The sequence below is a fragment of the Paludisphaera mucosa genome (assembly GCF_029589435.1).
Taxonomy (GTDB): domain Bacteria; phylum Planctomycetota; class Planctomycetia; order Isosphaerales; family Isosphaeraceae; genus Paludisphaera; species Paludisphaera mucosa.
In genome coordinates this window covers 1,920,785-1,942,706 of sequence record NZ_JARRAG010000002.1, presented here as the reverse complement: position 1 = coordinate 1,942,706, position 21,922 = coordinate 1,920,785, and the positions used below count along the sequence as shown (strand labels likewise).

Here is a 21,922-nt window from a genome sequence, read left to right as displayed (position 1 = left end):
CGACGTCGGATCGAATCCTTCCTCTAAGGGTGGATCGAGGGTGGATGTCCCCCACGGAAGGTGGACGACCTTCTCGAATGAAGTCCGGGAGCCCACCCGACGCACGGAATTGGGTTGTCAGGGCAGCTGATTCAGCCTATCCTCTTATCCCACGCAGCTCCCGCAAGCTACGTAATCCGTCTGTCATAAACGGATTTCGAGCGCCGAGACAACGAGGCGAGTGGCGGCGTCCGCCGGGTGTAACGGGAAGACGACGGTCGAGCGATCGACCGTCGATCTCATCGGACTCGACCGCGAGAACCGCGGCAGGGAACCGACACCTCAGGCGGCGCCGCCCTCGTCTCTTTTCATAGCCCCGGGCGACGGCCACCCCACGATCCGTCCGGATGGATGGGGAGGGCTCCAGGGTCGACTTCATTTTCCGCGACGTCCGCCGCCCTGCTGACGTCCGGCCTGCTGGTTGCCCCGACCGATCTCGACCATATGGCCCCGGAACGAAGCCTCGGCGTTCTTGGCCTCCGCGGCTTCCAGCGCCTCGCGGGCCTGTTCGGCGGCAGTCGCCTTGGTCTGCCCCTTGGCCTTCAAGGAGGAAGTCCTCGAGGACTTCGCGGGCCCGCCTTCGGCGTTGCCGAGGGCGTCGCTGAGCTTGAACTTGCCGATGCCGGACATGGTGCTTCTCCTTTGGACGTTAGAGGAAGATACGCTTAGCGTACTCGCGAAAGACCGAGGGGTCGAGCGGACGTGCGCGGAAGGCGATGAAGCCGTCTGGCCGAACGAGGTAAAGGCATGCTCCTTCGGCGCCGAACCGACGATGCAACCCGTTGGCCGGGTCGGCGAGTCGCTCTCCTCGCCAGGCCTGGAAGCCCTCGAAGTCGGCCCTGGGCTCGACCAGAATCGGGTGGATGCGATCGTCGAGGTGAGGCGGGACGAAATCCTCGATCGGGAATCCCTCGAGAAGCGTTCCCGACGCGGGCAGAGTCCCTGGGAAGATGAGGAGGATGTGGCGAACCACCGGATCGGCCTTGGGGTCGAGGTCCGCCCTAAAGACGACGTCGGACAGCCGCAAGGGTCCTCCGGTTACAGGGTCGATCTGGGCGAGCAAAACGTCCGGCATGCGGTCGCCGGGCGCAGGGCCGCGGAGCAGCGAGCGCGTCGCCCGGCAGCCCTTGGCGCCTTCCTGAACCACGGCCCCGAACCAGCCCGCCCGGCTCTCGGCGACGATCGGGCTGCCGGAGTATGAGACGGTCAGCTCCGCGACCTCGCGCGAGATCCGACGGCGAACCCCCTCGATCCTCCCCAGTGCAGCCAGGACCGCGTCCCGTGCGGCGCGGGTCGGGGGATTCCGGGCGGCGAACATCCTCATGATCCGGTCGGTCCCTCGGAGCACGCGTTCGCCGACCGGTCGACGCTCGGGGTCGTACGATTCCAGCAGGGACTCCGGGGCTTCCCGGCGAATCACCATCGCCAGCTTCCACGCCAGATTGGCCGCGTCCTGAACCCCCGCGTTCATCCCCTGTCCCCCGGCCGGGCTGTGCAGGTGGGCGGCGTCGCCCACGACGAAGCCGCGCCCTGCGCGATAGCGGTCGACCACCCGCCGATGGATCACGAACGACGACGTCCACGAGGCCTCGCCCACCTCGCCGCCCAAGCCGGAGATCGGTCCGGCCAGTTCGCGCAACCTGGCAAGGATCGCCTCGGGAGCCCGGACATCCGACTTCCCGGTTGCGTCGATCAGCCGCCAGCGCCCCTCCTCCGGCAGCGGGATCGCGACGAAAGGCCCCTCCGACGTCAACACGACGGCCGCTTCGTCGGGCGTCAGCCGCCAGGAGACGTTTGCATCGGCCGACAGGTACCGTTCGGGATACTCGTCTCCCGCGGATGTCAGTCCCAGGCCATGCCGAACCACGCTTCGTCCGCCGTCGCAGCCGATCAGCCACTTCGCGCGGACGGACGACGACCGGTTCGAGCTGCTTTTCAGCTCGGCGGTCACCCCGTCGAGATCCGCCTTGAACGAGGTCAGCCGCGTCTCCCACTCGATCCCGCCGCCCAGCAGTTCCAACCGCTCCAGTAAGATCCGCTCCGTCCGGCTCTGGGGGAGGACCAGGATGAACGGAAACCGCGTCTCATCGGGCGCCAGGGTCAGGCGGACGTCCACGATTCGCGACGATGCACGATAAAGGCCCACCCCGTGGGCCACGCGTGCCTCGTCCCGAATCCGACCGGCGATTCCCATCCGATGGAAAACCTCCATCGTCGCCGCGTGGATCGTCAGGGCCGGCGACTCCCGCTCCGACGAAGATCCTGCCGCCTCGTCGACCAGCAAGCACCCGACTCCGCGCCGCCGCAGCTCGCACGCCAGGCTCAGCCCCGATGGGCCCGCGCCTGCGACCAGAACCTCCACATGACGATCGATCCTGTCCGCCATCCACGATTCCTCGCCCCTGGGCCTGGGCTCCCTTCGAGCAGCTCAGGTCCACTCTGACACAGTTCCGGCACCCATGCCACGCCCGCAGACGATCCTCGCTCGTCCCGCATCCGCATCAAGCTTAATAAGAAACGCCCGCGAGAGGGACAACCCGAACCAATCCCCCGTATCCGGGAGTTCGACCCAGCCGAACGAGCGCGGGGATTTCAGACCGAGCCAATGTCGACGAATCTCCCGCATATCGGGCCTGCAACGAAGAACCCGCCTGCGAAAGTCCGTGTCCCGCCCGCGCGCCGTCGCGGCGGGACTATGATTGAGGCACACCTCGCCGTGCATCGTGACCTACGTTCCACACGCGGAGAGCAATGAAGCTTTCCCGCGTCCGGTCGCCCCTCGCGCGATCGACGATTCGGTACGGACGCCCTGCTCGACGACGTTCGATCAGCAATGCCAGGGAGTCCGACCATGAAGAAGCGCGCAAGGCCGCGGCGGTTCACGCCCGGGATGACGTCCCTGGAACGACGTCGGTTGCTGACCCTGTCCGCCCTCTGGCTCGGCCAGGACGGCGGCGACTACGTCGGAACCGAGGGGACGCTCGTCCAGCAGGCCCCCAACGACTACCAGGATATCCATTTCCGGCTGACCGGCCTGTCCGGAGCGCCGGTCGCGCAGATCGAAGTCCAGCGCTACGGCGGCGGTGGTTGGGACTGGAGCTCCGCGGGCGGCAAGAACGCGATGCTGCTGCCGGACGCCGCCGATTCCACCGACGCCGACCTCTATCTGGAGCCGTATTTCGCCGACCCCGCCGGGACCCTCTACCAGGCGATCCGCGTGACCTACGCCGATGGCTCGGTCGATCAGGCCCAGGCGACCTCCACGACGGCCGTCGACCCCAACCTGCGGACGCCGGGCAAGTCCCTCTCGGCGACTTTCCTGGGCCAGGACGGTCAGGATTGGACCGGCGCGACGATCGCTGTCGGCCCAGACGGGATGCAGGACGTCCACATCGCGATCGCCAACCTCTCGACGGGTGCCTCGGGCACGGTTCGCGTCACCGCCGCGACCAACCCGCCGCGGTCCTGGGAGACCGGGGTCAACCCAGACGGCCGCTGGAACGCCGAGCCGTTGAATCGGACGGGGACGGGGTCGACGCTGGGCTCGACGGCCGACCTATTCTTCTCCTCCGACGTCGACTTGACTGACGTGACGCTGACGATCCAGGTCTTCTACGACCACTGGAACCCCGACTACCAGTCCTACACGAACCGCAGCGGCAAGACCGACTCGGTCACCATCATCGCTGGTGCGACGGATCCTTCACTCGCCATGCCGCAGGTCACCGAATCGGACCTCGCGACCTTCTCGGCGACGAGCCACCCGCAGGATCCTCAGTATCCCGGATGGTCCCACGCCGCGATCGACGCCGCCAGCCTCGCCGCCCTGTCGACGCCGCAATCGTTCGCCACGGTCCGCTCGGCCGTCCTCAGCGATCGCCACGGCGCCGCCTGGCTCTACTTCAGACCGGGCTCGCCCGCGCCATATACCGGCTTCCCCGATCCGACCGCGATGCGTTTCGACGCCGCGGGCGGGACGTTCGATTTCCCCCCCGTGCGCAGCGAGGATAGCTCGACGCTCACCCTGCTGTTGACGTTCGACGACGGCTCGCAGGCCGTATCGCGTTTCGCGGGATCCGCCGCCGACCTCGGCCGCCTGGCCGTCGACACGCGCGTCGGGACGACGGCTCAAGACGTCGCCGACGCCGCCGGCCTGTTCGCCGCGCTCGACGCCGACGCCCCGCGGATCCACCTTCGCGCCGGGACGTACAACCTCGACCGGCCCATGGTTCTTGATGCACCCGTGCAGATCACGGCCGATCCGGGGGCCGTCCTGAATTTCGTCCTATCGGACGCGGCCGGGTCGCCCTGGAAGACGAGCACGGGGGCCATCCAGGTCCGTGCGAGCCATGTCGCCCTCGACGGGTTTTCGATCCGCTTCGAAGGGACGACCGCGCAATGGACGTGCTGGGCGCGGAACGTCATCCAGGCCGGTTTCGGCACCGTCGACGTCGACCTGGCGTTCACGAACCTGGACATCGGCGCGCCCGCCGCCGCCGTCGCCGGCACGTATGAGATGGCGGTGCCGATCATGAACTTCGACGACGGTGACACCGGAGTGATCGCCGGCAACGTCCTCAAAGGTGGTTGGATCCAGCTCGGTGCGGCGCCATGGCAAGTCCTCGACAACGACTACCAGGGCGCCGTCGCCGATACGATCGCGCCGAGCTTCCTCGCCGTGCATCGGAGCTTCGACCTGACGATCCAGGGGAACCACGCCCACGTGGTGGATCCTCGTGGCATTACCCAGCGCTTCCTCGTGATGGGCAACGCCGACTCGGGACAGGGGATCGACGACCTCATCGCAGGCAACACGATCGACGGCGGCATCGGCACCCCTGCGACCGGGGCGCCCGCCGGCTTCAACAACAACCCCGAGATCATCCTCACGGAGACTTATCAGCCCCGGTTCGAGGGCCTCCCGTCGGCCGTCTCGCCCGACGGTTTCATCGTCCAGCTCCCCTATTTGCGCGGGCCCGCCGCTCGCACGGGCGACGTCGTCTCGATCGTCGACGGCCCTCACGCGGGCGAATGGCGCATGATCGCCCAGGCGCTCAGCCCGACGCGCTACTTGCTCGACCAACCGCTTCCGGACGGCCGCTTCGATATCGCCGTCGGCCGAGGCTTCGTGAACCAGACCTACCGCGGCAATACGATCGACATCCGCGGCATGAGCCCGAGCAACGTCGCGATCGTCGTGAGCGGCAATCACTGGAATCAGATCATCGAAGACAACACCTTCCTCGGCGGCGCGGCGTTGCGAATCGGCGCCGGCTCCAGCGAGGCGGCATTCGAAGGGCGATACCCCGCGCCCTGGGGCTGGTCGCGACTCCCGGTCTTCGACATCGAGATCGAGGGCAACACGTTCGTCGACGCGGAAGTCTCCCTCGGCGTGGCGCACAACCGATGGGCCGACAAGGCGAGTGCGGGGCGGACCTATCTGGAAGGCGATTTCTCCGACAATACGATCATCTGGACGGACCCGTCCGGATCGGCGGTGACCATCGGGGCGGGCCCCGACGTCAGCCGCGGCGATCCCGCCTACACCCTGGCGAATTACCCCTGGCTCACGCCCGAGGAGATCGTGCTGACGACGCACGACAACTGGGGGCGAGACCCCGGCACGGGCGCGGCGGCGACGATGAGGATCTACGCCGCAAGGATCGACGGGGCCACGGCCGACGACCTTCTAGTCAATCTTCCGACCTCCTCGGCCGTCTCGGCGATTACCCATGGTCAAGACGGCCTGGACTACATCGGCCCGGGGGCGGACGCCGCCGGGCCCGACGGGTTCCAGGACGTCCATATCACGCTCGCCGGCCTTCCCGCCGACAGGACGATCTCGCAAGTCACCATAACCGGGTATGACGGCCGCAACTGGAGCTACGGAGGCGTGTCGGGTGACGACGAGATCGTCCTCATGCGCAAGGGTGCGAAAGCAGACCTTTACATCCAGCCGTATCAGGACGAGAACGGTCGCTTCGTCATGATCGACGTCCGATATTCGGACGGCTCTTCCTCGCGAGCCCTAGTCGACGCCCTCTACGCCTCGGCGACGCTTCCGATGCCGACGAACGTCGCCCTCGGGGCCGCGCCGGCCGTCGTGTCGGCCCGGGGTGACAACGCGGGCGCCGGCGAGGACAAGCTCCACGCGTTCGACGGCGACGTCCGCACGAAGTGGCTCGATTTCTCATCGACCAGCTGGATCCAGTATCAATTCGCGGGAGGGATCGAACAGCTCGTCAAGAGCTACTCGATCACCAGCGCCAACGACACGGCGCTTTATCCCGGCCGAGCGCCCAGGAGTTGGGTCTTGAAGGGCTCCAACGACGGAGTGAACTGGACGATCCTCGATGAGAGGACCAACGCCGCCGTGACGGCGAACTATCTGAGCCGCACCTACGTGGTCGCCAACCCGGCCGCCTATCGCATCTACCGGCTCGACGACATCGTCAGCAACGGCGACCCGATCATCCAGATCGGCGAGATTCGATTCGACGGGGCGCCTGCCGCCACGTCGATTTCCGCCGCACGCGGCGACAACGCCCGAGCCGGCGAGGGGGCCGCCCAGGCGTTCGACGGCGACGTCCAGACGAAGTGGCTCGACTTCTCGTCGACAAGCTGGATCCAGTACGCTTCGCCCGACGGAGTCGCCCGAATCGTCTCGCAATACGCGATCACCAGCGCGAACGATACGGCGCTATATCCCGGCCGCGCCCCCAAGAGCTGGAAGCTCGAAGGGTCCAACGACGGACAGAACTGGACGATCCTCGACACTCAGACGGATGCGGCCGATACGGCCGATTTTTCGACGCGAGTCTATCACGTATCCAATCCGGGGCCTTATCGGTACTACCGTCTGAACGACATCGTCAGCAACGGCGACCCGATCATCCAGATCGCGGACGTCGCGTTGCAGAGCAATCAGGTTCTCGCCATAGCGGCCGGTGCTTCGGCCCCCTCATCGTCCTTCGGGGCCGACGCTTTCTACTCGGGAGGCGCAGCGGCCTCCACCGCTCATCCCATCGACGTGACCGGCGTCGCGTGTCCCGCACCACAGGCCGCCTATCAATCCGAGCGATATGGAGACTTCACGTATACGCTCCCAGGCCTCACTCCGGGCGCGTCCTACATGGTGCGTTTGCACTTCTCGGAGAACTACTGGTGGCAGGTGGGCCGCCGCACCTTCGACGTGACCATCAATGGGAGGAAGGTCCTCGACCATTTCGACATCCTCGCCGCGGCGGGAGACATGTACAAGGCCGTCGTTCGAGAGTTCAGCGCGACGGCCGACGCTTCCGGGCGCATCGTGATCGCCTTTCTCGGCGAAGGTCAGCCCGACCATCCCAAGGTCGATGCGATCGAGGTCCTCGTCCCTTCGCTCGACCTGGCCCGGGGAAGGCCGGCGACCTCGTCTTCCGACGAGGACGCGGCCTTCTCACCTGCGATGGCCCTCGACGGCGACGCGTCGACGCGGTGGTCGAGCGGGCAGTGGATGCGTCCCGATGAAGCCGCCTGGCTCGCCGTCGACCTCGGCGCCGTGAACGACATCGGACGCGTCGCCATGAACTGGGAGGACGCCTTCGCGGTCGACTACCAGATCCAGGTGAGCGAGGACGGCCGCTCCTGGACGACCGTCCGCACGATCGCCGGGGCGACGACCAGGGGAACCGTCGCATATGCGAACCTGCAGGCTCGCGGTCGTTACGTTCGCATCGCGATGACGCGCTATAACGCGACCAAAAACTACTCCCTCTACAACTTCAGCGTCTACAACTCATGAGTCGGTCCATCTCGGCGGGCCTTGCCACATCGCGGCGAGACCGTTAGCATCGAAGATCGACGGGTGCCCGACCTCGGCCAAGAGCCGAGGGGGGAGAATAGGGAAGCCGGTGCGAATCCGGCGCGGGGCCGCCGCTGTGATCGGCCAGGCTCGGGACGCTACGGCCACTGCCGCGAGGTGGGAAGGTCGTCCCGGAGCCGTTACGAGCCGAGAGCCAGAAGACCTGCCCGTCGAAGCCACGTCGTGACGTTCCGGCCGCGAACGTCCGCGCGAGCCCCGACGCCAGGTATCGTCCTGGATCGAGCCCGCCGGATGCGGTCGGAACGCCGACTCACCCAGCCCGACCCGGCTCGCTCGAAAGGCTCCCCATGCGTCCTCATCACGTCCCCCGCGGCCTGCGCCGGGGGTTCACTCTCATCGAACTGCTGGTCGCCATCGCGATCATAGCCGTTTTGATCGCGCTGCTCCTGCCGGCCGTGCAATCGGCCCGCGAGGCCGCACGCCGCATCCAATGTCGCAACAACCTCAAGCAGATGGGGTTGGCGATGCATCAGTATCTGAGCGTCTACAACGTGCTTCCCAAGGGAGGACCCGGGGGGATCGTCTCGACGGCCGTCATCAACGCACCTTCGAGCCATTCGCTGCGCATCCAGAGCTGGGGGTCCGCAGTCCTCCCCTATATGGATCAGGCCGCGATGTACAACGCGATCAACCAATCCCAATGGTACGTGCAGGACGAAAATCTCACCGTCAGCCAGGCGCGAATCGCCGCGTTTCTATGCCCGTCGAACCCGGCCGGGTCCGCAGGTAAACCGAGCGGTGACATGCCGACGTCCCCGATCCTGATGGCTCGAAACGACTACGGCGGAAACTGGGGCGAGCGGGCCCTGCGTTGCTATCCCTCATCGAATTGCCAGAACAGCTACGACGCCGGCGGAGAGGGGCGTGGCGTCATCATGCAGCGCACCGAATCAAACATCACGCTGACGGAGATCAGCGATGGGACGACCTATACCGTCGTCCTCGGCGAGGCCCCCAATGCAATCCACGGCCTCTGGATGGGGCACAAGAATTTCTTCGATCAAAGCGCCCCTCTCAACTCCCGTTACAGTTCGTCGGTCGCAGGCACCTTCGCCTCCTGCCAGGTCTTCGCGACCGACCAGAGGAACGGCCAACTCGGCTGCGACTTCGGTCAAGAGTTCCACTCCTATCACGTCGGCGGCGCCAATTTCTTGATGGTCGACGGCTCCGTGCGTTTCCTCAAGGATACGATGGACTTGAAGGTCTTCTCAGCCTATCTCTCCCGCAGGGGAGGGGAGATCATCGGCGGCGATTCGGAGTGAGCCCAAGGCTCTCCCAATTGTGGACCGATTTCACGACATTTATGCTGCCGCCCCGACAGTATCGTCGTTGCCGAAGGTTCTCGCTCGGCCTTGAGGAAGTCACTTGAGGCCTACCTCTGTCGACGGCGAGGCCGCCGGCCGATCCCTCCGCTTCTTTCTCGGCCCACAGGCTGGAGAAGTTCGGCGCGACATCATACGAGCGGACGACGCTCGAGGCCTGCGGCTTTCCGATGCGACGGTGATTCAGGGTCTCGTCATCACGGGTTGGAGGTCATGAGATGCTCGAATCTCGACGGTGGGCCTGGATCATGCTGGGTACGCTGGCGATCCTCGCGGGCCATGGGATCGCCGAGGAGTCGCCGAAGGGTTGGAATCTCGTCTGGAACGATGAATTCGACGGCGACGCGATCGACAGGACGAAGTGGGACTTCGACCTTGGCGACGGCTTCTACGATTACGGCGCGAACGTTTGGATCGGCGGCTGGGGCAACGACGAATTACAATACTATACGGCCGAACCGCGCAACATCTTCGTGCGTGACGGATCGATCCACATTCGCGCGTTGAAGGAATCGTTGCAAGGCCGGGGCTATACTTCGGCCCGGGTCAAGACGCGGGCGCGCGACGGCTCGGCCCTCTTCGCGAAGGCGTACGGTCGTTTCGAATTTCGCGCCAAACTACCGACCGGCCGAGGGATCTGGCCTGCGCTCTGGATGCTCCCCCAGGACGACGCCCACGGAAAGTGGCCCTGCTCGGGCGAAATCGACGTGATGGAGGCTCGAGGCCAGGATCCGCATCGGGTCTCGGGCACGATCCACTTCGGGTCTCCATGGCCGGCGAATGTACACGCGGAAGAGACCTATGCGTTCCCTCCGGGGCAGTCCTTCGCCGACTACCACGTCTACGCCGTGGAGTGGGAGCCTGGCGAGATCCGTTGGTTCGTCGACGACCGATGCTTCGCGACCAAACACTCGTGGTGGACGAGCCGGAAAACCGGGCCCGACGGTCGCGGCGTGAAGGCCGAGGCGGAAAGCGACGTAGCAGCGTGGCCCGCACCATTCGACAAGCCCTTCCACATCATCATGAACGTCGCCGTCGGCGGCCGCTTTCTGGGCAATCCCGACCCCACCACATCCTTCCCGGGCGAGATGCTCGTCGATTACGTCCGGGTTTATGACAAGAACGGTGGATACGGCTCTCCGAGTCCTCGCAGCGACGAGGCACTTCCCTGGCGACGGTAGGCCGAGCCGGCGACTCGGCCTCGAATGAACGACAGGGGGGGCTTGGACCGCCCTCACGGCGGATTACCGAATCTCGGCGCGGGCCTTGTCTCTCCTGGCGGGGCGGATGGACGAAGCCACCATGCCCTCGCCGCCGGCGCCCGATCCCGTTGACCCCCAGGCTTCGCTCGCCTCGGAGCCCGCTGGCGGCTGGAGACCGGCGGGTATAAGCTCGGCGGAGTGCGACGGTCCCGAGCGTGCGGATGAGACGGGGGTGAGGACGATGGCAAGCGAGGCTGCGGGTCGGGGCGAGGAGTGTCGGCCGGGCTCGGGATGCTGTGGGTCGAGTCGTCGGCAGTTCATCCAGGTCGTCGGCCTGGGCGCGGGGGCGGTGCTGGCGGGGGCACGACCGAAAGGGGCGATGGCCGGTCCTTTCGACGGCACGGAGTTCGAACGGCTCGTTCCGGGAGATAAGAAGCTCGACCCGGAATGGGTCCGCGCGCTGTTCGCGCGAGGAAGGCCGACCGTTTATCGCGGCGTCGACCTGGATCTGATCGGGATGCCGATCGGCGGGATCTGCGCGGGGCAACTCTACCTCGGCGGCGACGGGCGACTCTGGCATTGGGATGTCTTCAACGAGACGATCCGGACCAACGAGGCGCACTACGCGAACCCTCTTAAGCCGGCATCGCCCGTGGACCAAGGGTTCGCCGTGCGGATCAAGAGAGCGGAGTCGGAAGAGGTCCGCGTCCTCGACCGGAAGGGATTCGCCGACGTCCAATTCCGGGGGGAGTATCCGATCGGCACTGTGATCTACGAAGATCCCAGCGTCCCGGTGCGCGTGACGCTGGAAGCCTTCTCGCCGTTCATCCCGCTCGACGTCGACGCTTCCAGCCTGCCCGCGACGACGATGAATTTCACGGTCGAAAACACGTCGGCGGAACGGCTCGAGGTCGAGCTGGGGGGATGGCTTCAGAACGCGGTCTGTCACGCGACGGGCGAGGCCCGAGAGGGCGAACTCGTCAACACCGTCGTCCGCGACCCAGGTCTCCTGAGTCTCGTTTGTCGCGCCGAGGCCGCGTCAACCAAACCAGGATCGAACCGACCGCCGATCGTCGTCGCGGATTTCGAGGGGACGGGTTACGGCGACTGGACCGTTGAGGGGAAAGCCTTCGGCGACAGGCCCAGCGCGGGGCAGGGGCCCGGGCAGTTCCTCAAGGGCTACGAGGGCAAAGGGCTGGTCAACACCTGGACCGGATCGGACGCCCTGACCGGCCGAGCGACGTCCCCGCCTTTCACGATCGAGCGGAAGTACGTCAATTTCCTGATCGGCGGCGGGAATCACCGCGAGCAGACGTGCGTCAACTTGAAGGTGGATGGACGGGTGGTGCAGTCGGCGACGGGCGAGCGGACGGACGCGATGACATGGCGTTCGTTCGACGTCCGCCGGTTCGCCGGGAAGTCCGCTCGGATCGAGATCGTCGACGCCCATTCCGGCGACTGGGGACACATCGACGCCGACCAGATCGTGCAGGAGGACGAGGCTCGGAACGGCTATGGGCCCGTCGAGAAACGGCGCGATTACGGCACGATGAGCCTGGCTTTGCTCGCGGCCACGGATCGCGACCAGTGCCGGCCGGCGACGCCGGCCGGCAGCCCGGCCGACGGCCTCTTCGGCGCGGCCCTGCCGCCCCGCGCCCCCTTCGGATCGAAGCTTGTCGGATCGATCGTTCGCCACATGATTCTGAGACCGGGCGAGAAGCAGTCGGCCGCATTCGTCGTCGCGTGGCACTTCCCGAACCTTTCGCTCCCCGACACAAAGCTGCCGAAGGACCTCGGGCGTTTTTATGCGACCAGGTTCCAGGATGCCCACGCCGTCGCGCGTCACGTCTCGACGCACTGGGACCGGCTTGATCGCGAGACGCGGCTCTGGCGCGACGTCTGGTACGACTCGACGCTGCCGTTCTGGCTTCTCGATCGGACGTTCGCGAACACGTCGGTCCTCGCCAGCTCGACGTGCCACCGCTTTCGCGACGGCCGGTTCTACGGTTGGGAAGGCGTCGGGTGTTGCGCGGGGACGTGCACGCACGTCTGGCATTATGCGCAGGCGGTCGGAAGGCTCTTCCCCGAACTGGAGCGGATCCTTCGCGAACGCGTCGACTACGCCGACGGCATCGGCTTCGATCCGAAGACCGGAGCCATCAGCCACCGCGCCGAGGAACCCGTAGGGCCGGCGATCGACGGACAGGCGGGGAACATCCTGCGCGCTTACCGCGAGCACCAGACTTCGATCGACGGCAAATTCCTGGAGAGGCTCTGGCCCAAGGTCAAGCGATCGCTGGAGTATCTCATCGGCCATGACTCGGACGGCGACGGCGTGCTCGACGGCGGCCAGCACAACACGCTCGACGCCTCGTGGTTCGGCGAGGTTCCCTGGCTGTCTTCGCTGTACCTCGCGGCGCTCAAGGCGGGCGAGGCGATGGCCCGCGAGCGAGGCGACGTCGCCTTTGCGGACCGCTGCCGCGAGATCGCGGCGCGAGGAGCCTCGAACCTGGAAAAGCTGCTCTGGAACGACGATTTCGGCTATTTCGTGCAACGCGCCGACCCGGCCCATGCCATGGCCGTCGGCTCCTACGACGGCTGTGAGATCGACCAGGTCTTCGGCCAGCATTGGGCCTTCCAGGTCGGACTCGGGCGCGTGCTCGATGAAGGCCGAGTGCGACAGGCGCTCCGCTCGCTCTGGAAATACAATTTCACCCCCGACGTCGGACCGTACCGCGAGGCGTATAAGGCGGGCCGTTGGTACGCCATGCCGGGCGAAGCCGGCCTCTTGATGGTCACTTTCCCGAAGTCCCCCCGCCCGCCGATCGACGACCCGTCAGGCGGATGGTCGGCCATTTATTTCAACGAATGTATGAACGGCTTCGAGTATCAGGCCGCCGGCCACATGATCTGGGAGGGACTCGTCCAAGAAGGGCTTGCGATCACCCGGGCGTTGCACGATCGATATGACGCCTCGCGGCGAAACCCCTGGAACGAAGTGGAGTGCGGCGACCATTACGCGCGGTCGATGGCGAGCCACGGGGTGTTTCTGGCAACCTGCGGCTTCGAATACCACGGGCCGAAAGGTCGGATCGCATTCAAACCCGCGATCGGCGCCGATGACTTCCGGGCCCCCTTCACGGCCGCCGAAGGCTGGGGGACCTTCTCGCAGCGACGAGACCATGACGCGCTCTCCGCAACCCTGGACGTACGATGGGGACGTCTGGCGCTACGATCTCTGGACCTGAACCTTGGTGGACGTCGACAGGAGGTTCACGCGGTGGCCAGTCTGGGCGGGGTGCCGATCGACGGCGTCGTCGTCCGGCCCGCGGCGAGGTCCGGGGTGATCGAGCTGGATTTCCCCGTCGAGGTCCTCGTTGAGCCGGGACGACCTCTCTCGACGCGGATCGAACATCGAGCCGCGACACGACGCTAGGATCCTGATGCGGTCGTCCGTGAGCGCCGAGCTATCCATGGACACCGTCGCCGATCCGGCCGATCGGAGGTTGCAGAGTGGAATTCACCCGCCTTTTTCACCCAGCAAGTTCGAAGGATCTGGACGAACTCGATCGCCTCCGTTCGTCCGCAGTCGGACGTCCCGGGACGACTTGCTGAAGGAAGGCGACGTGTTGCAAGGCATTGAGAGGATCGGACTCATCAGCTACGCCGCTTCGAAGTGAAGCGGAGACTCTCCGCCATCCCACCTCGATGTTCAATCGTCATCTTGGACCCGGGAGCCGTATTGACATCGGTCGGCGTCGGAGTAGATTGAAGACATAGGGTACTACTCTATTCAGGGGTTCTCTCCATCGCGGAGGTTCCCCGGTCGTGCTTCACGCGGACCTCTGCCCTCGCTGGCTGGGCCCGCCCCCCCCAAGAAAACCTGTCTCGTCCCCGACGTCCGTCGATCCCCACGGGGTCCTCGCGCGCCGCTCCGGGCGGGTCGTCGGGCTCCGGCCCGCGGGGGATGACGTCAGCCTGTCGGCTCGGCCCGCGACGGTGCCCCGAGTCCATCCCGAATCGAGGGCTCCGGCCCTCGTCGGCCCCCCTGATTCAACGACGAATCGAAAGGCTAAATTATGATGACGCGAAGGACTTTCGGGTCCGCGTGCGCCTGCGCGGCGTTCGCCGCCCTTGCGGCGGCGGTATCGGGCTGCGACGACGCCGGCGTGCAGACGTCGCCCGAGATCAAGAACGAGGCGGAGGAATCCCGCCGTCGGTCGATGGAGGCCATGCAGAAGAAGGCCGCCGTCAAGCACAAGCCTTGAGACGTCCCGCCCTCGCGGCCCCGCACTCGCAGGGCTCGGTCCGGGGCGGCGTCCGGGGAGTTTGGGAGTCTTGTCTGCACTCTTTCCTTTCTCATCCGAGGTGTCTGATGCATCCTTCCTCGAAGCGTGGATTCACGCTGATCGAATTGCTGGTCGTGATCGCCATCATCGCGGTCCTGATCGCGCTCCTCCTCCCGGCCGTCCAATCGGCCCGCGAGGCCGCGCGGCGGTCGCAGTGCGTCAACAACCTGAAGCAGATCGGCCTGGGTATGCATAACTACCACTCGGCGATCGGCTCGTTCCCCCTCGGCAATTCCAAGGCGGTCGGCGTCGTGGGCCAGGCCCCTTACAACTGGGGGACATTCGGTCACCTGGCGATGCTCATGCCTTACATGGAACAGACGGCCGTCTACAACGCCTGCAACTTCAACTGGACCGTCTGGACGATGAACGGGGGGCCGGACGTCAACAGCACGGCCGCCCAGACCAAGCTGAACGTCCTGCTCTGCCCCTCCGACGGCGCCGCCGCCAAGCCCAACATCAACAGCTACCACGGCTCGATGGGCCCGACGACCGAGCCCTGGGGTTCCACCGGTCCCGGCGTGTTCAACACCCAAGGCTCCGGCACGACCTTGGCCGACCTCACCGACGGCAGTTCCAACACCATCTCGCATGTCGAGTCGCTGGTCGGCGACCCCAATCGGCGCACGAGCAAGTTCCGCGGCGGCTTCGCGGGAGGCGTGAGCAACAGCACGAACCTCTACGACGTCCGGGCGAACCTCGCGCAGGTGATGCAGGCGGCGCAGGGCTGCCAGACGGCCTACGTAGGAAATCCCTCGGGCTCGTACCCGAACCGCGGCGAGATCTGGGCCCTCGGCGCCCCCGGGTTCAGCCTGACGAACACTGTCTTGACGCCGAATTCCGGGCAGTTCACGTTCTCCTACTGCCGATGGGATTCGTCTTGCTCCAACTGCGGCTCCGACTTCGGACACCTTTTCGTCAACAGCAGCAACCACTCCGGCGGCATCAACACGCTGATGGCTGACGGCTCCGTCCGATTCGTCAAGGACTCCGTCAACCAGCAGTCCTGGATGGCGCTCGGCTCGGGCAACGGCGGCGAGGTCGTTTCGTCCGACAGCTACTGATTCCTGGATCGGAGAATCCGATGTCGAATCGTCGCGAGCCGGGGGGATCTCCCCCCGGCTCGCGACGCGCGCCGAGGGATCAGTTTGGTCTCCCTGTCGCCGAAGCCGGGTAGGGCCGTCTGACCGGCCCCCTCAGCTCGTAACCGCGCGACGAGGCGCCACCTGGCTTCAAGACCTCGGCGAGTTCGATCCTCAGTTCGACATCCTCCCTTGGAGAAGTGGCTCGGCGATTTCCCGGCCGGCCCACCTGGTCGTCCCACGTTCGCGATCGACCACCCTTTTGCGATTCGGCCCGCGAGATGCATGCAAGGAGAGGGAAACCGCGGAGTCGACGGCGGACCACGACGCGCCAGTCGTCGTCCCCGCGTTGTGACGATCAACACTCGTGCGGGTCGGGGCGGGGAGGGTAGGTCATGAAGCGGGACGAGGCGGGTCGGAACCAGTCGAGTTGGACGGCGGACGAGACGATCGGCGAGCGGAGGTCGCTCGCGGAAGACCTGGAAGCGGACGTCTGCATCGTAGGAGCGGGCCTAGCCGGGATGTCGACGGCGTATTTGCTGGCGCTCGAGGGTAAGAAGGTCGTGGTCCTGGACGACGGCCCGATCGGAGGCGGTGAGACCCGACGCACCACGGCGCACCTTTCCAACGCGATCGACGACCGTTACACCGAGATCGAGCGTATCCACGGCGTCGAGGGCTCGCGACTGGCCGCGGAAAGTCATTCGGCCGCCATCGAGAAGATCGCCGAAATCATCCGCGACGAAGGGATCGAGTGCGAGTTCGCCCGCCTCGACGGCTACCTGCTCCTCGGGCCGAACGACCCCGGAGACTTGCTCGCTCGGGAAGAGGAGGCTGCACGTCGCGCGGGCCTCTCGCGCGTGGAGCGACTCCCCGGCGTGCCCCAGGCCCCGTTCGATACCGGGCCCTGCCTGCGTTTTCCCGATCAGGGTCAGTTCCATCCGCTGAAATATCTCGACGGCCTCGCGAGAGGTATCGAGAAGCGGGGCGGACTCATCTTCAACGGCACGCACGTCAAGTCTATCGAGGGGGGCACCCCTGCCAAAATCGAGACCGCCGAAGGGCATATCGTCACCGCCGCCGCGGTCGTGGTCGCGACGAACTCTCCGATCAATGACATGTACGCGATCCACACGAAACAGGCCCCTTATTTATCCTACGTCGTCGCCGGCCTAGTCCCGCGTGGGATCATCCCCAAGGCGCTTTACTGGGACACGATGGATCCTTACCATTACGTTCGCATCCAGGACCTTTCGGAGGATCCGGAACACGCCGATCACGACCTGCTGATCGTCGGCGGCGAGGACCACAAGACGGGCCAGGCCGAGGATCATGAGACGCGCTACGCAAAGCTCGAGAGTTGGGCTCGGGAGAGATTCCCGATGATGCAAGAGATCGAATTTCGGTGGATGGGACAGGTCCAGGAGACGATCGACGGTCTGGCCTTCCTGGGCAAGAACCCGTTGGACGATGGAAACGTCTACATCGCCACCGGGGACTCGGGCATGGGGATGACCCACGGCACGATCGCCGGCCTCTTGATCACCGACCTGATCCTGGGCCGCGAGAACCCATGGGCGAAGCTGTACGACCCTTCGCGGAAGCCCATGGGTGCGATCAAGGACTTCCTCAAGGAGAATGTCAACGTCGCCCGCCAGTATACGGACTGGCTGACCCCCGGCGACGCCCCCGATGCGGGCGCCATCCCTGCCGGTGGCGGTGCCGTCCTTCGCCGCGGGCTCTCGAAAATCGCCGCCTACCGCGATGAGCAAGGCGGGATGCACGAGATGTCGGCCGTCTGTCCCCACCTGGGATGCATCGTCGCCTGGAACGACGACGACAAGACGTGGGACTGCCCCTGCCACGGCTCGCGGTTCGACCGCATCGGCCACGTCGTCGACGGTCCCTCCACGTCCGACCTCAAGCGCGCCGAGTGATCGAATCGAGTCAAGTCGGGCCCGCCCGCAGGCCGAAAAGCGGAGGGACGCGATCCCACGCGGAAGCGCCTATCCATTTCATGAAGAGGTGCCCATGCCGCCCTTCGCCCTGCGGGAACCTGTCAGCACGTGGACGCACGTAGTAGGACTGGTCGCCGCCTTCCCGACGACCTGGATCCTCCTCCGTGCGACGTTGCGACAGGTTGCGGCGGACCCCTCGGCCATCGCCTTCAAAAAGGGGAAGGTCGCCGCCATCGCCGTTTTCGGGTTCGGGATGGCGGCCTGCTACGGGGCCAGCGCGTTGTATCACGGCATGAACGCGGACACGACGACGGTGGATTTGCTGCGTCGCCTGGACCTCGTCGGGATCTTCCTGCTCATCGCCGGCACGTTCACGCCCGCAGCCTGGGCACTCATGCGGCCGAGTCCTCGGCGCATCGGAACGGCGGTGGTTTGGGGCATCTCCGCCGCCTGCTCGGCCGCCGTCCTGATAGGCCGATCGTTCCCGACGTGGATGGCGACGATCATCTACCTATCCCTGGGCTGGGGGATGGTCGTGTGCTACATGGACATCCGCCGCGATTACAGCCGACGCACGCTCCGCCTTCTTCCCATCGGAGGTGCCTTCTACAGCGTCGGCGCAGCCCTGAACCTTCTTCATGTCCCCACCCTGACACCGGGATTCGGCCCTCATGAGGTCTTCCACCTGTTCGTCCTGGCCGGGACCGCGGCACATGTGACCTTCCTCTACCGCGTCGCCATCCCGGCACCGCCTCAACACTCCCGAAATCCCACGACACATCTTTTGCGTAAGGTCCAAAGGGTCACGATCGACGCTTGACCTGACCGGCCCCACCTGTCATCCCTCCTGGAGAGCGTGTCGAGTCTCGGGATCGGGTCGAGCACACTCGCCACAAGATTCGTCGGGACCGCGACTCGCGGCGGCAAGCCTCGTGTCGGCGGACGCTCTTGCAATTCGTCAGTCCAGCAGGGCGGAGAGGCGTTCGATCGTCCCCTCCTTCTCAAGGTCAGCTTTTCCGAAGCCAGGCTCCGCGCCAGCGACGACGGCGGCATGCTGGGCGTCGGGAAAATTGCTCACGAGCATGACGGGAACGCCCGAAAGTTCCGGGGCGGCGTCCTTTTTCAAGGACTTGATCACGTCCACGCCCGGCGACTGGTCGCGATCCATCAGGCGATTGACCAGTACAAGGTCGTAGCGCTCGTTTTCAAGCAATCCGCGTGCATCGTCCAGGCCGTGGGCGCGATCGACCTGGGCGTCAAATCGCTTCGCCAGGAAGCCGGCGATCCGCCGATGGTCGTAATCGCACTGGCCTACATCCAAAATCCTCCGAGGTCCGCCACCCGTCTTCGCCATCGCCTGGAGCCTCCGTCACTTCATGAACCTTAATCATGTCTCGCCTCTTGCATCCCATCCAACTGCCCATTCTTCGCGACCGCTCTCCCGCCTTCAAGTGACTCATCCTGGCCGCTCGCGCCGGACGTCGGATTTCGGGTTGCCCGACTTGAGGAAAACGTGATAAAAGTCCGGCGAACGCATCGCACACGTCGGCACTCCAAGTCTCCACTCCCTTCGACCCGCCGCGCGACGCCTCGACTCATCGCCGACTCGCCATGGACCTGCTCCCTCGTTTCGTGGGGGCGGAGGAAGGACGGATTACGTGACCAACGTATGCAGCGGCCGCCGCACGGCCTGGCTTACCAACCCGGCGACGACGGGCCTCTTGGGGCTGGGTATCGGACTGGGCTGGTTCTCGGACCGATCCGCCACGGCCGCTCCGCTCCGGCCCTTTACGGTCTCGGCCGAATCTGGACCGGCGGTCGTCCTCGATCAGGACGGCCGCCGGATCGCGATCCCCCGCGCCGGTCGCGAACTCCTCGCGGGCACGACGCCGACCTACGTCGCGTTCCGTCTAGCCGGCCGATCGCAATTGCCCGAAGGGGTGCCGACCGTCGCCGCGGGGACCGGCCGTGATGCGGTGGGTCCGCTCAGGCTGGACGCCTTGGCCCTCCGTACGTTGGATGCCCGGCTCGCCTCCGCCGACCAGGTGGCCGTCCTCGGCCCACGACAGACGTTCCTCGTCGAGTCGGCCTCCTCCGCGGGCCTGGCCGACGGAACCGGATCGACCCAGTTCTGGCGAGCCGGCGTCGCGGCCCCGTCCGGAGGCAAGTCGATCGGCGATACGCTCGCAGGTTGGTACGAGTCGAGCGCCGACGCCGTCAAGAAGTTGAACGATCAGATCGCCGGAACGATCAAGAAGACCTTCAGCCCCGCCGCCCCCCAGGCGGTCATCATCCCCCCCGCCAAGGTGGCCGCGCAGGTCCTCTCGCAGGAAATGCGTACCCTTCCCCTCTCCCAGTCCATATCCGACTCCGTCCAGCCCGCTCCCGTGCCGGAACCATCGGCCTGGCTCATCTTCGCCGCGGCAACCGTCCTTGGGCTTCGACTACGTCCGCGGAAAGGCACCTGATAGAAAGCTCCTCCGGAGGGAGCCCTCGAAAACACGTCCGCCCTCGCGGTTCGACGGGTAAAGGGTTAAGCCTTCGGATCCCACCAAGCTTCGATGAGACGCCGAAGTTCATCGACCTTCGCGGGTTCGCGGCGGGCGAGGTCCCGGGTCTCGAAGGGATCGGCGGCCAATTCGTACAACTCGGCGGCGAGGCCGGGGGAGTTTCGAGGATCGGGCAGGATGAGCTTCCACCCGCCGGACACGGCCCAGCGGAAGCGGAGGCTCGACGCAGGGCGTTCGAGGTCGACGGCGTCGTGCGTGAAGACCTCGCCGAACACGGCCGGTCGACTCGTGACGGCGGCTGAGTCGAGCAAATCGACGCCACGCATCGCGGAAGTCGGTTCCATGCCGACCGCGGCGAGGATCGTTGGAGCCACGTCGATCGAACTGACCGGACGATCGATCGTCCTGGGCCGAACCTTGCCGGGCCACCGAACGATGATGGGCGTCCTCAGACCTCCGTCGTATGGCGACTGCTTCGATCGGGCCGCGTATCGCGGGGCCTCCGGATCCTGGACCCAGCCGTTGTCGGCGAGGTAGACCACGAGCGTGTCGTCCGTGATTTCTCGGGCGTCAAGATGGTCGAGCAAGGTACCGCAAGTCTCGTCGAACCAATCGATCATCGCCCAGTACTTCGCGACATGCTGGCTCGGCGTCCTATCCCGATACTTCGCGAGCAGCCGCTCGGGCGGGTCGTGGGGCTGGTGAGGCATCATGGGAGCGTACCAGAGGAAGAACGGCCGGCCGCCCTCGACCGAGCGGTCGATGAAATCGAGCACGGGCTGCATCGTCCGGCGACCAATCTCTAAGCCGTCGTCGCCGTGACGGCCTCCGCGCGCGGCGTCGCCGTGGGTCATGCCTTCCGTGAAGCCGCCCGTGCGGAAATTCCCGCCCCACCACTTACCCGCCTGGAACGATGCGTATCCGCGCACCGCGAGCAGCCGCGGGAGCGTCGGCGCGGCCTCCAGGAATCCGACCATCCGCCGCCGACCGTCGCGCAGCGCCCGGCCGCTCGATGTCTCGGCGTGCCCACCGGACGTCCCGGGCGGATCGTTGCTGGTCAACATGTGCTGATGAGCATAGAGGCCCGTCAAAATCGTGGCCAGGCTAGGTGAGCAAAGGCTCGACGGCACGTATCCCCCGCGGAAGGTCGCCCCCTCGGCGGCCAGCCTGTCGATACGTGGCGTCTGGACCTGTGGGTGCCCCATGAACGAGTAGTCCGTCCAGGCGTGGTCGTCCGCTATGATCAAAACTACGTTCGGCCCATGGTCCCTTGCGAAGGCGGAACCTGCCCACGCCACGATTGCGACGAGCGAGACGATGCATGCACGTGTCACGATCGAAGGCCCTCATAATGTAGTACAGGACGCCGCGCCATCGGTGGACCACGAAAACGTATCCGCCGGTCAACCGCGCCGCTAGCCTACTGGAGCGGTTCCGTTCCTTCTCTCGATCAGGGAAATGTGCTCACAAAGCCCACGTCCGCTCGCAGGCCAGCGACTTCGAGAAGGGACGCCGAGGTTAACGCCGTTTAGATCCGGCTCGAAATCCGCGAACAGGGCTGGCCCCGTGTCGTCGCGGAGGAGGTGAGCCTCGGAG

At 65.8% G+C, this 21,922-nt stretch carries 13 protein-coding genes and 1 riboswitch; of the genes, 9 read left to right on the top strand and 4 right to left on the bottom strand.

Annotation, left to right across the window (positions count from 1 at the left end; all coding sequences use genetic code 11):
• Positions 1-414: 414 nt before the first annotated feature.
• Positions 415-669, bottom strand: a complete 255-nt coding sequence (locus tag PZE19_RS17215; protein WP_277861861.1) for a hypothetical protein — start codon at positions 667-669, stop codon at positions 415-417.
• 19 nt (positions 670-688) lie between these two features.
• The gene (locus PZE19_RS17210) at positions 689-2,425 is read right to left on the bottom strand and encodes an FAD-dependent monooxygenase (protein ID WP_277861860.1); all 1,737 of its coding nucleotides are present in this window, start codon (positions 2,423-2,425) and stop codon (positions 689-691) included.
• A gap of 465 nt (positions 2,426-2,890) precedes the next feature.
• On the opposite strand from PZE19_RS17210, the gene PZE19_RS17205 reads away from it, so the two are divergent.
• The 8 genes from PZE19_RS17205 (at position 2,891) to trhA (ending at position 18,636) form a co-directional block, all read left to right on the top strand.
• Complete coding sequence (locus tag PZE19_RS17205; protein WP_277861859.1) at positions 2,891-7,822, top strand: discoidin domain-containing protein; 4,932 nt, start codon at positions 2,891-2,893, stop codon at positions 7,820-7,822.
• Between the two features lie 44 nt (positions 7,823-7,866).
• A riboswitch (cobalamin riboswitch) is annotated at positions 7,867-8,067 on the top strand.
• A 123-nt stretch (positions 8,068-8,190) separates the two neighbouring features.
• Positions 8,191-9,165: a DUF1559 domain-containing protein gene (locus PZE19_RS17200; protein WP_277861858.1), complete on the top strand. Its 975-nt coding sequence runs from the start codon at positions 8,191-8,193 to the stop codon at positions 9,163-9,165.
• Between the two features lie 278 nt (positions 9,166-9,443).
• Positions 9,444-10,406 carry a glycoside hydrolase family 16 protein gene (locus PZE19_RS17195; RefSeq protein WP_277861857.1) on the top strand — a complete coding sequence of 321 codons (963 nt, stop codon included), beginning with the start codon at positions 9,444-9,446 and terminating at the stop codon, positions 10,404-10,406.
• Between the two features lie 400 nt (positions 10,407-10,806).
• Positions 10,807-13,863: a GH116 family glycosyl-hydrolase gene (locus PZE19_RS17190; protein ID WP_277861856.1), complete on the top strand. Its 3,057-nt coding sequence runs from the start codon at positions 10,807-10,809 to the stop codon at positions 13,861-13,863.
• 646 nt (positions 13,864-14,509) lie between these two features.
• Positions 14,510-14,695 carry a hypothetical protein gene (locus PZE19_RS17185; RefSeq protein WP_277861855.1) on the top strand — a complete coding sequence of 62 codons (186 nt, stop codon included), beginning with the start codon at positions 14,510-14,512 and terminating at the stop codon, positions 14,693-14,695.
• Positions 14,696-14,802: 107 nt separating this feature from the next.
• Complete coding sequence (locus PZE19_RS17180; RefSeq protein WP_277861854.1) at positions 14,803-15,840, top strand: DUF1559 domain-containing protein; 1,038 nt, start codon at positions 14,803-14,805, stop codon at positions 15,838-15,840.
• Positions 15,841-16,253: 413 nt separating this feature from the next.
• The gene (locus PZE19_RS17175) at positions 16,254-17,795 is read left to right on the top strand and encodes an FAD-dependent oxidoreductase (RefSeq protein WP_277861853.1); all 1,542 of its coding nucleotides are present in this window, start codon (positions 16,254-16,256) and stop codon (positions 17,793-17,795) included.
• A 94-nt stretch (positions 17,796-17,889) separates the two neighbouring features.
• Positions 17,890-18,636, top strand: coding sequence for a PAQR family membrane homeostasis protein TrhA (gene trhA, locus PZE19_RS17170; protein WP_277861852.1), 747 nt, complete (start codon positions 17,890-17,892; stop codon positions 18,634-18,636).
• A gap of 138 nt (positions 18,637-18,774) precedes the next feature.
• On the opposite strand, the gene PZE19_RS17165 is transcribed toward trhA, so the two are convergent.
• Complete coding sequence (locus PZE19_RS17165) at positions 18,775-19,170, bottom strand: response regulator (protein WP_277861851.1); 396 nt, start codon at positions 19,168-19,170, stop codon at positions 18,775-18,777.
• A 304-nt stretch (positions 19,171-19,474) separates the two neighbouring features.
• On the opposite strand from PZE19_RS17165, the gene PZE19_RS17160 reads away from it, so the two are divergent.
• Positions 19,475-20,284 carry a hypothetical protein gene (locus PZE19_RS17160; RefSeq protein WP_277861850.1) on the top strand — a complete coding sequence of 270 codons (810 nt, stop codon included), beginning with the start codon at positions 19,475-19,477 and terminating at the stop codon, positions 20,282-20,284.
• Between the two features lie 65 nt (positions 20,285-20,349).
• Here PZE19_RS17160 and PZE19_RS17155 read toward each other — a convergent pair whose 3' ends face one another.
• On the bottom strand, positions 20,350-21,660 hold the full coding sequence (locus PZE19_RS17155; RefSeq protein ID WP_277861849.1) for a sulfatase family protein: 1,311 nt from the start codon (positions 21,658-21,660) through the stop codon (positions 20,350-20,352).
• Positions 21,661-21,922: the final 262 nt, after the last annotated feature.

Excerpts from the sequence above, each read along its gene's own strand:
- PZE19_RS17215 (WP_277861861.1), bottom strand. The coding sequence starts at position 669 with ATGTCCGGCATCGGCAAGTTCAAGCTCAGCGACGCCCTCGGCAACGCC.
- PZE19_RS17210 (WP_277861860.1), bottom strand. The coding sequence starts at position 2,425 with ATGGCGGACAGGATCGATCGTCATGTGGAGGTTCTGGTCGCAGGCGCG.
- PZE19_RS17205 (WP_277861859.1), top strand. The coding sequence starts at position 2,891 with ATGAAGAAGCGCGCAAGGCCGCGGCGGTTCACGCCCGGGATGACGTCC.
- PZE19_RS17200 (WP_277861858.1), top strand. The coding sequence starts at position 8,191 with ATGCGTCCTCATCACGTCCCCCGCGGCCTGCGCCGGGGGTTCACTCTC.
- PZE19_RS17195 (WP_277861857.1), top strand. The coding sequence starts at position 9,444 with ATGCTCGAATCTCGACGGTGGGCCTGGATCATGCTGGGTACGCTGGCG.
- PZE19_RS17190 (WP_277861856.1), top strand. The coding sequence starts at position 10,807 with ATGGCCGGTCCTTTCGACGGCACGGAGTTCGAACGGCTCGTTCCGGGA.
- PZE19_RS17185 (WP_277861855.1), top strand. The coding sequence starts at position 14,510 with ATGACGCGAAGGACTTTCGGGTCCGCGTGCGCCTGCGCGGCGTTCGCC.
- PZE19_RS17180 (WP_277861854.1), top strand. The coding sequence starts at position 14,803 with ATGCATCCTTCCTCGAAGCGTGGATTCACGCTGATCGAATTGCTGGTC.
- PZE19_RS17175 (WP_277861853.1), top strand. The coding sequence starts at position 16,254 with ATGAAGCGGGACGAGGCGGGTCGGAACCAGTCGAGTTGGACGGCGGAC.
- trhA (WP_277861852.1), top strand. The coding sequence starts at position 17,890 with ATGCCGCCCTTCGCCCTGCGGGAACCTGTCAGCACGTGGACGCACGTA.
- PZE19_RS17165 (WP_277861851.1), bottom strand. The coding sequence starts at position 19,170 with ATGGCGAAGACGGGTGGCGGACCTCGGAGGATTTTGGATGTAGGCCAG.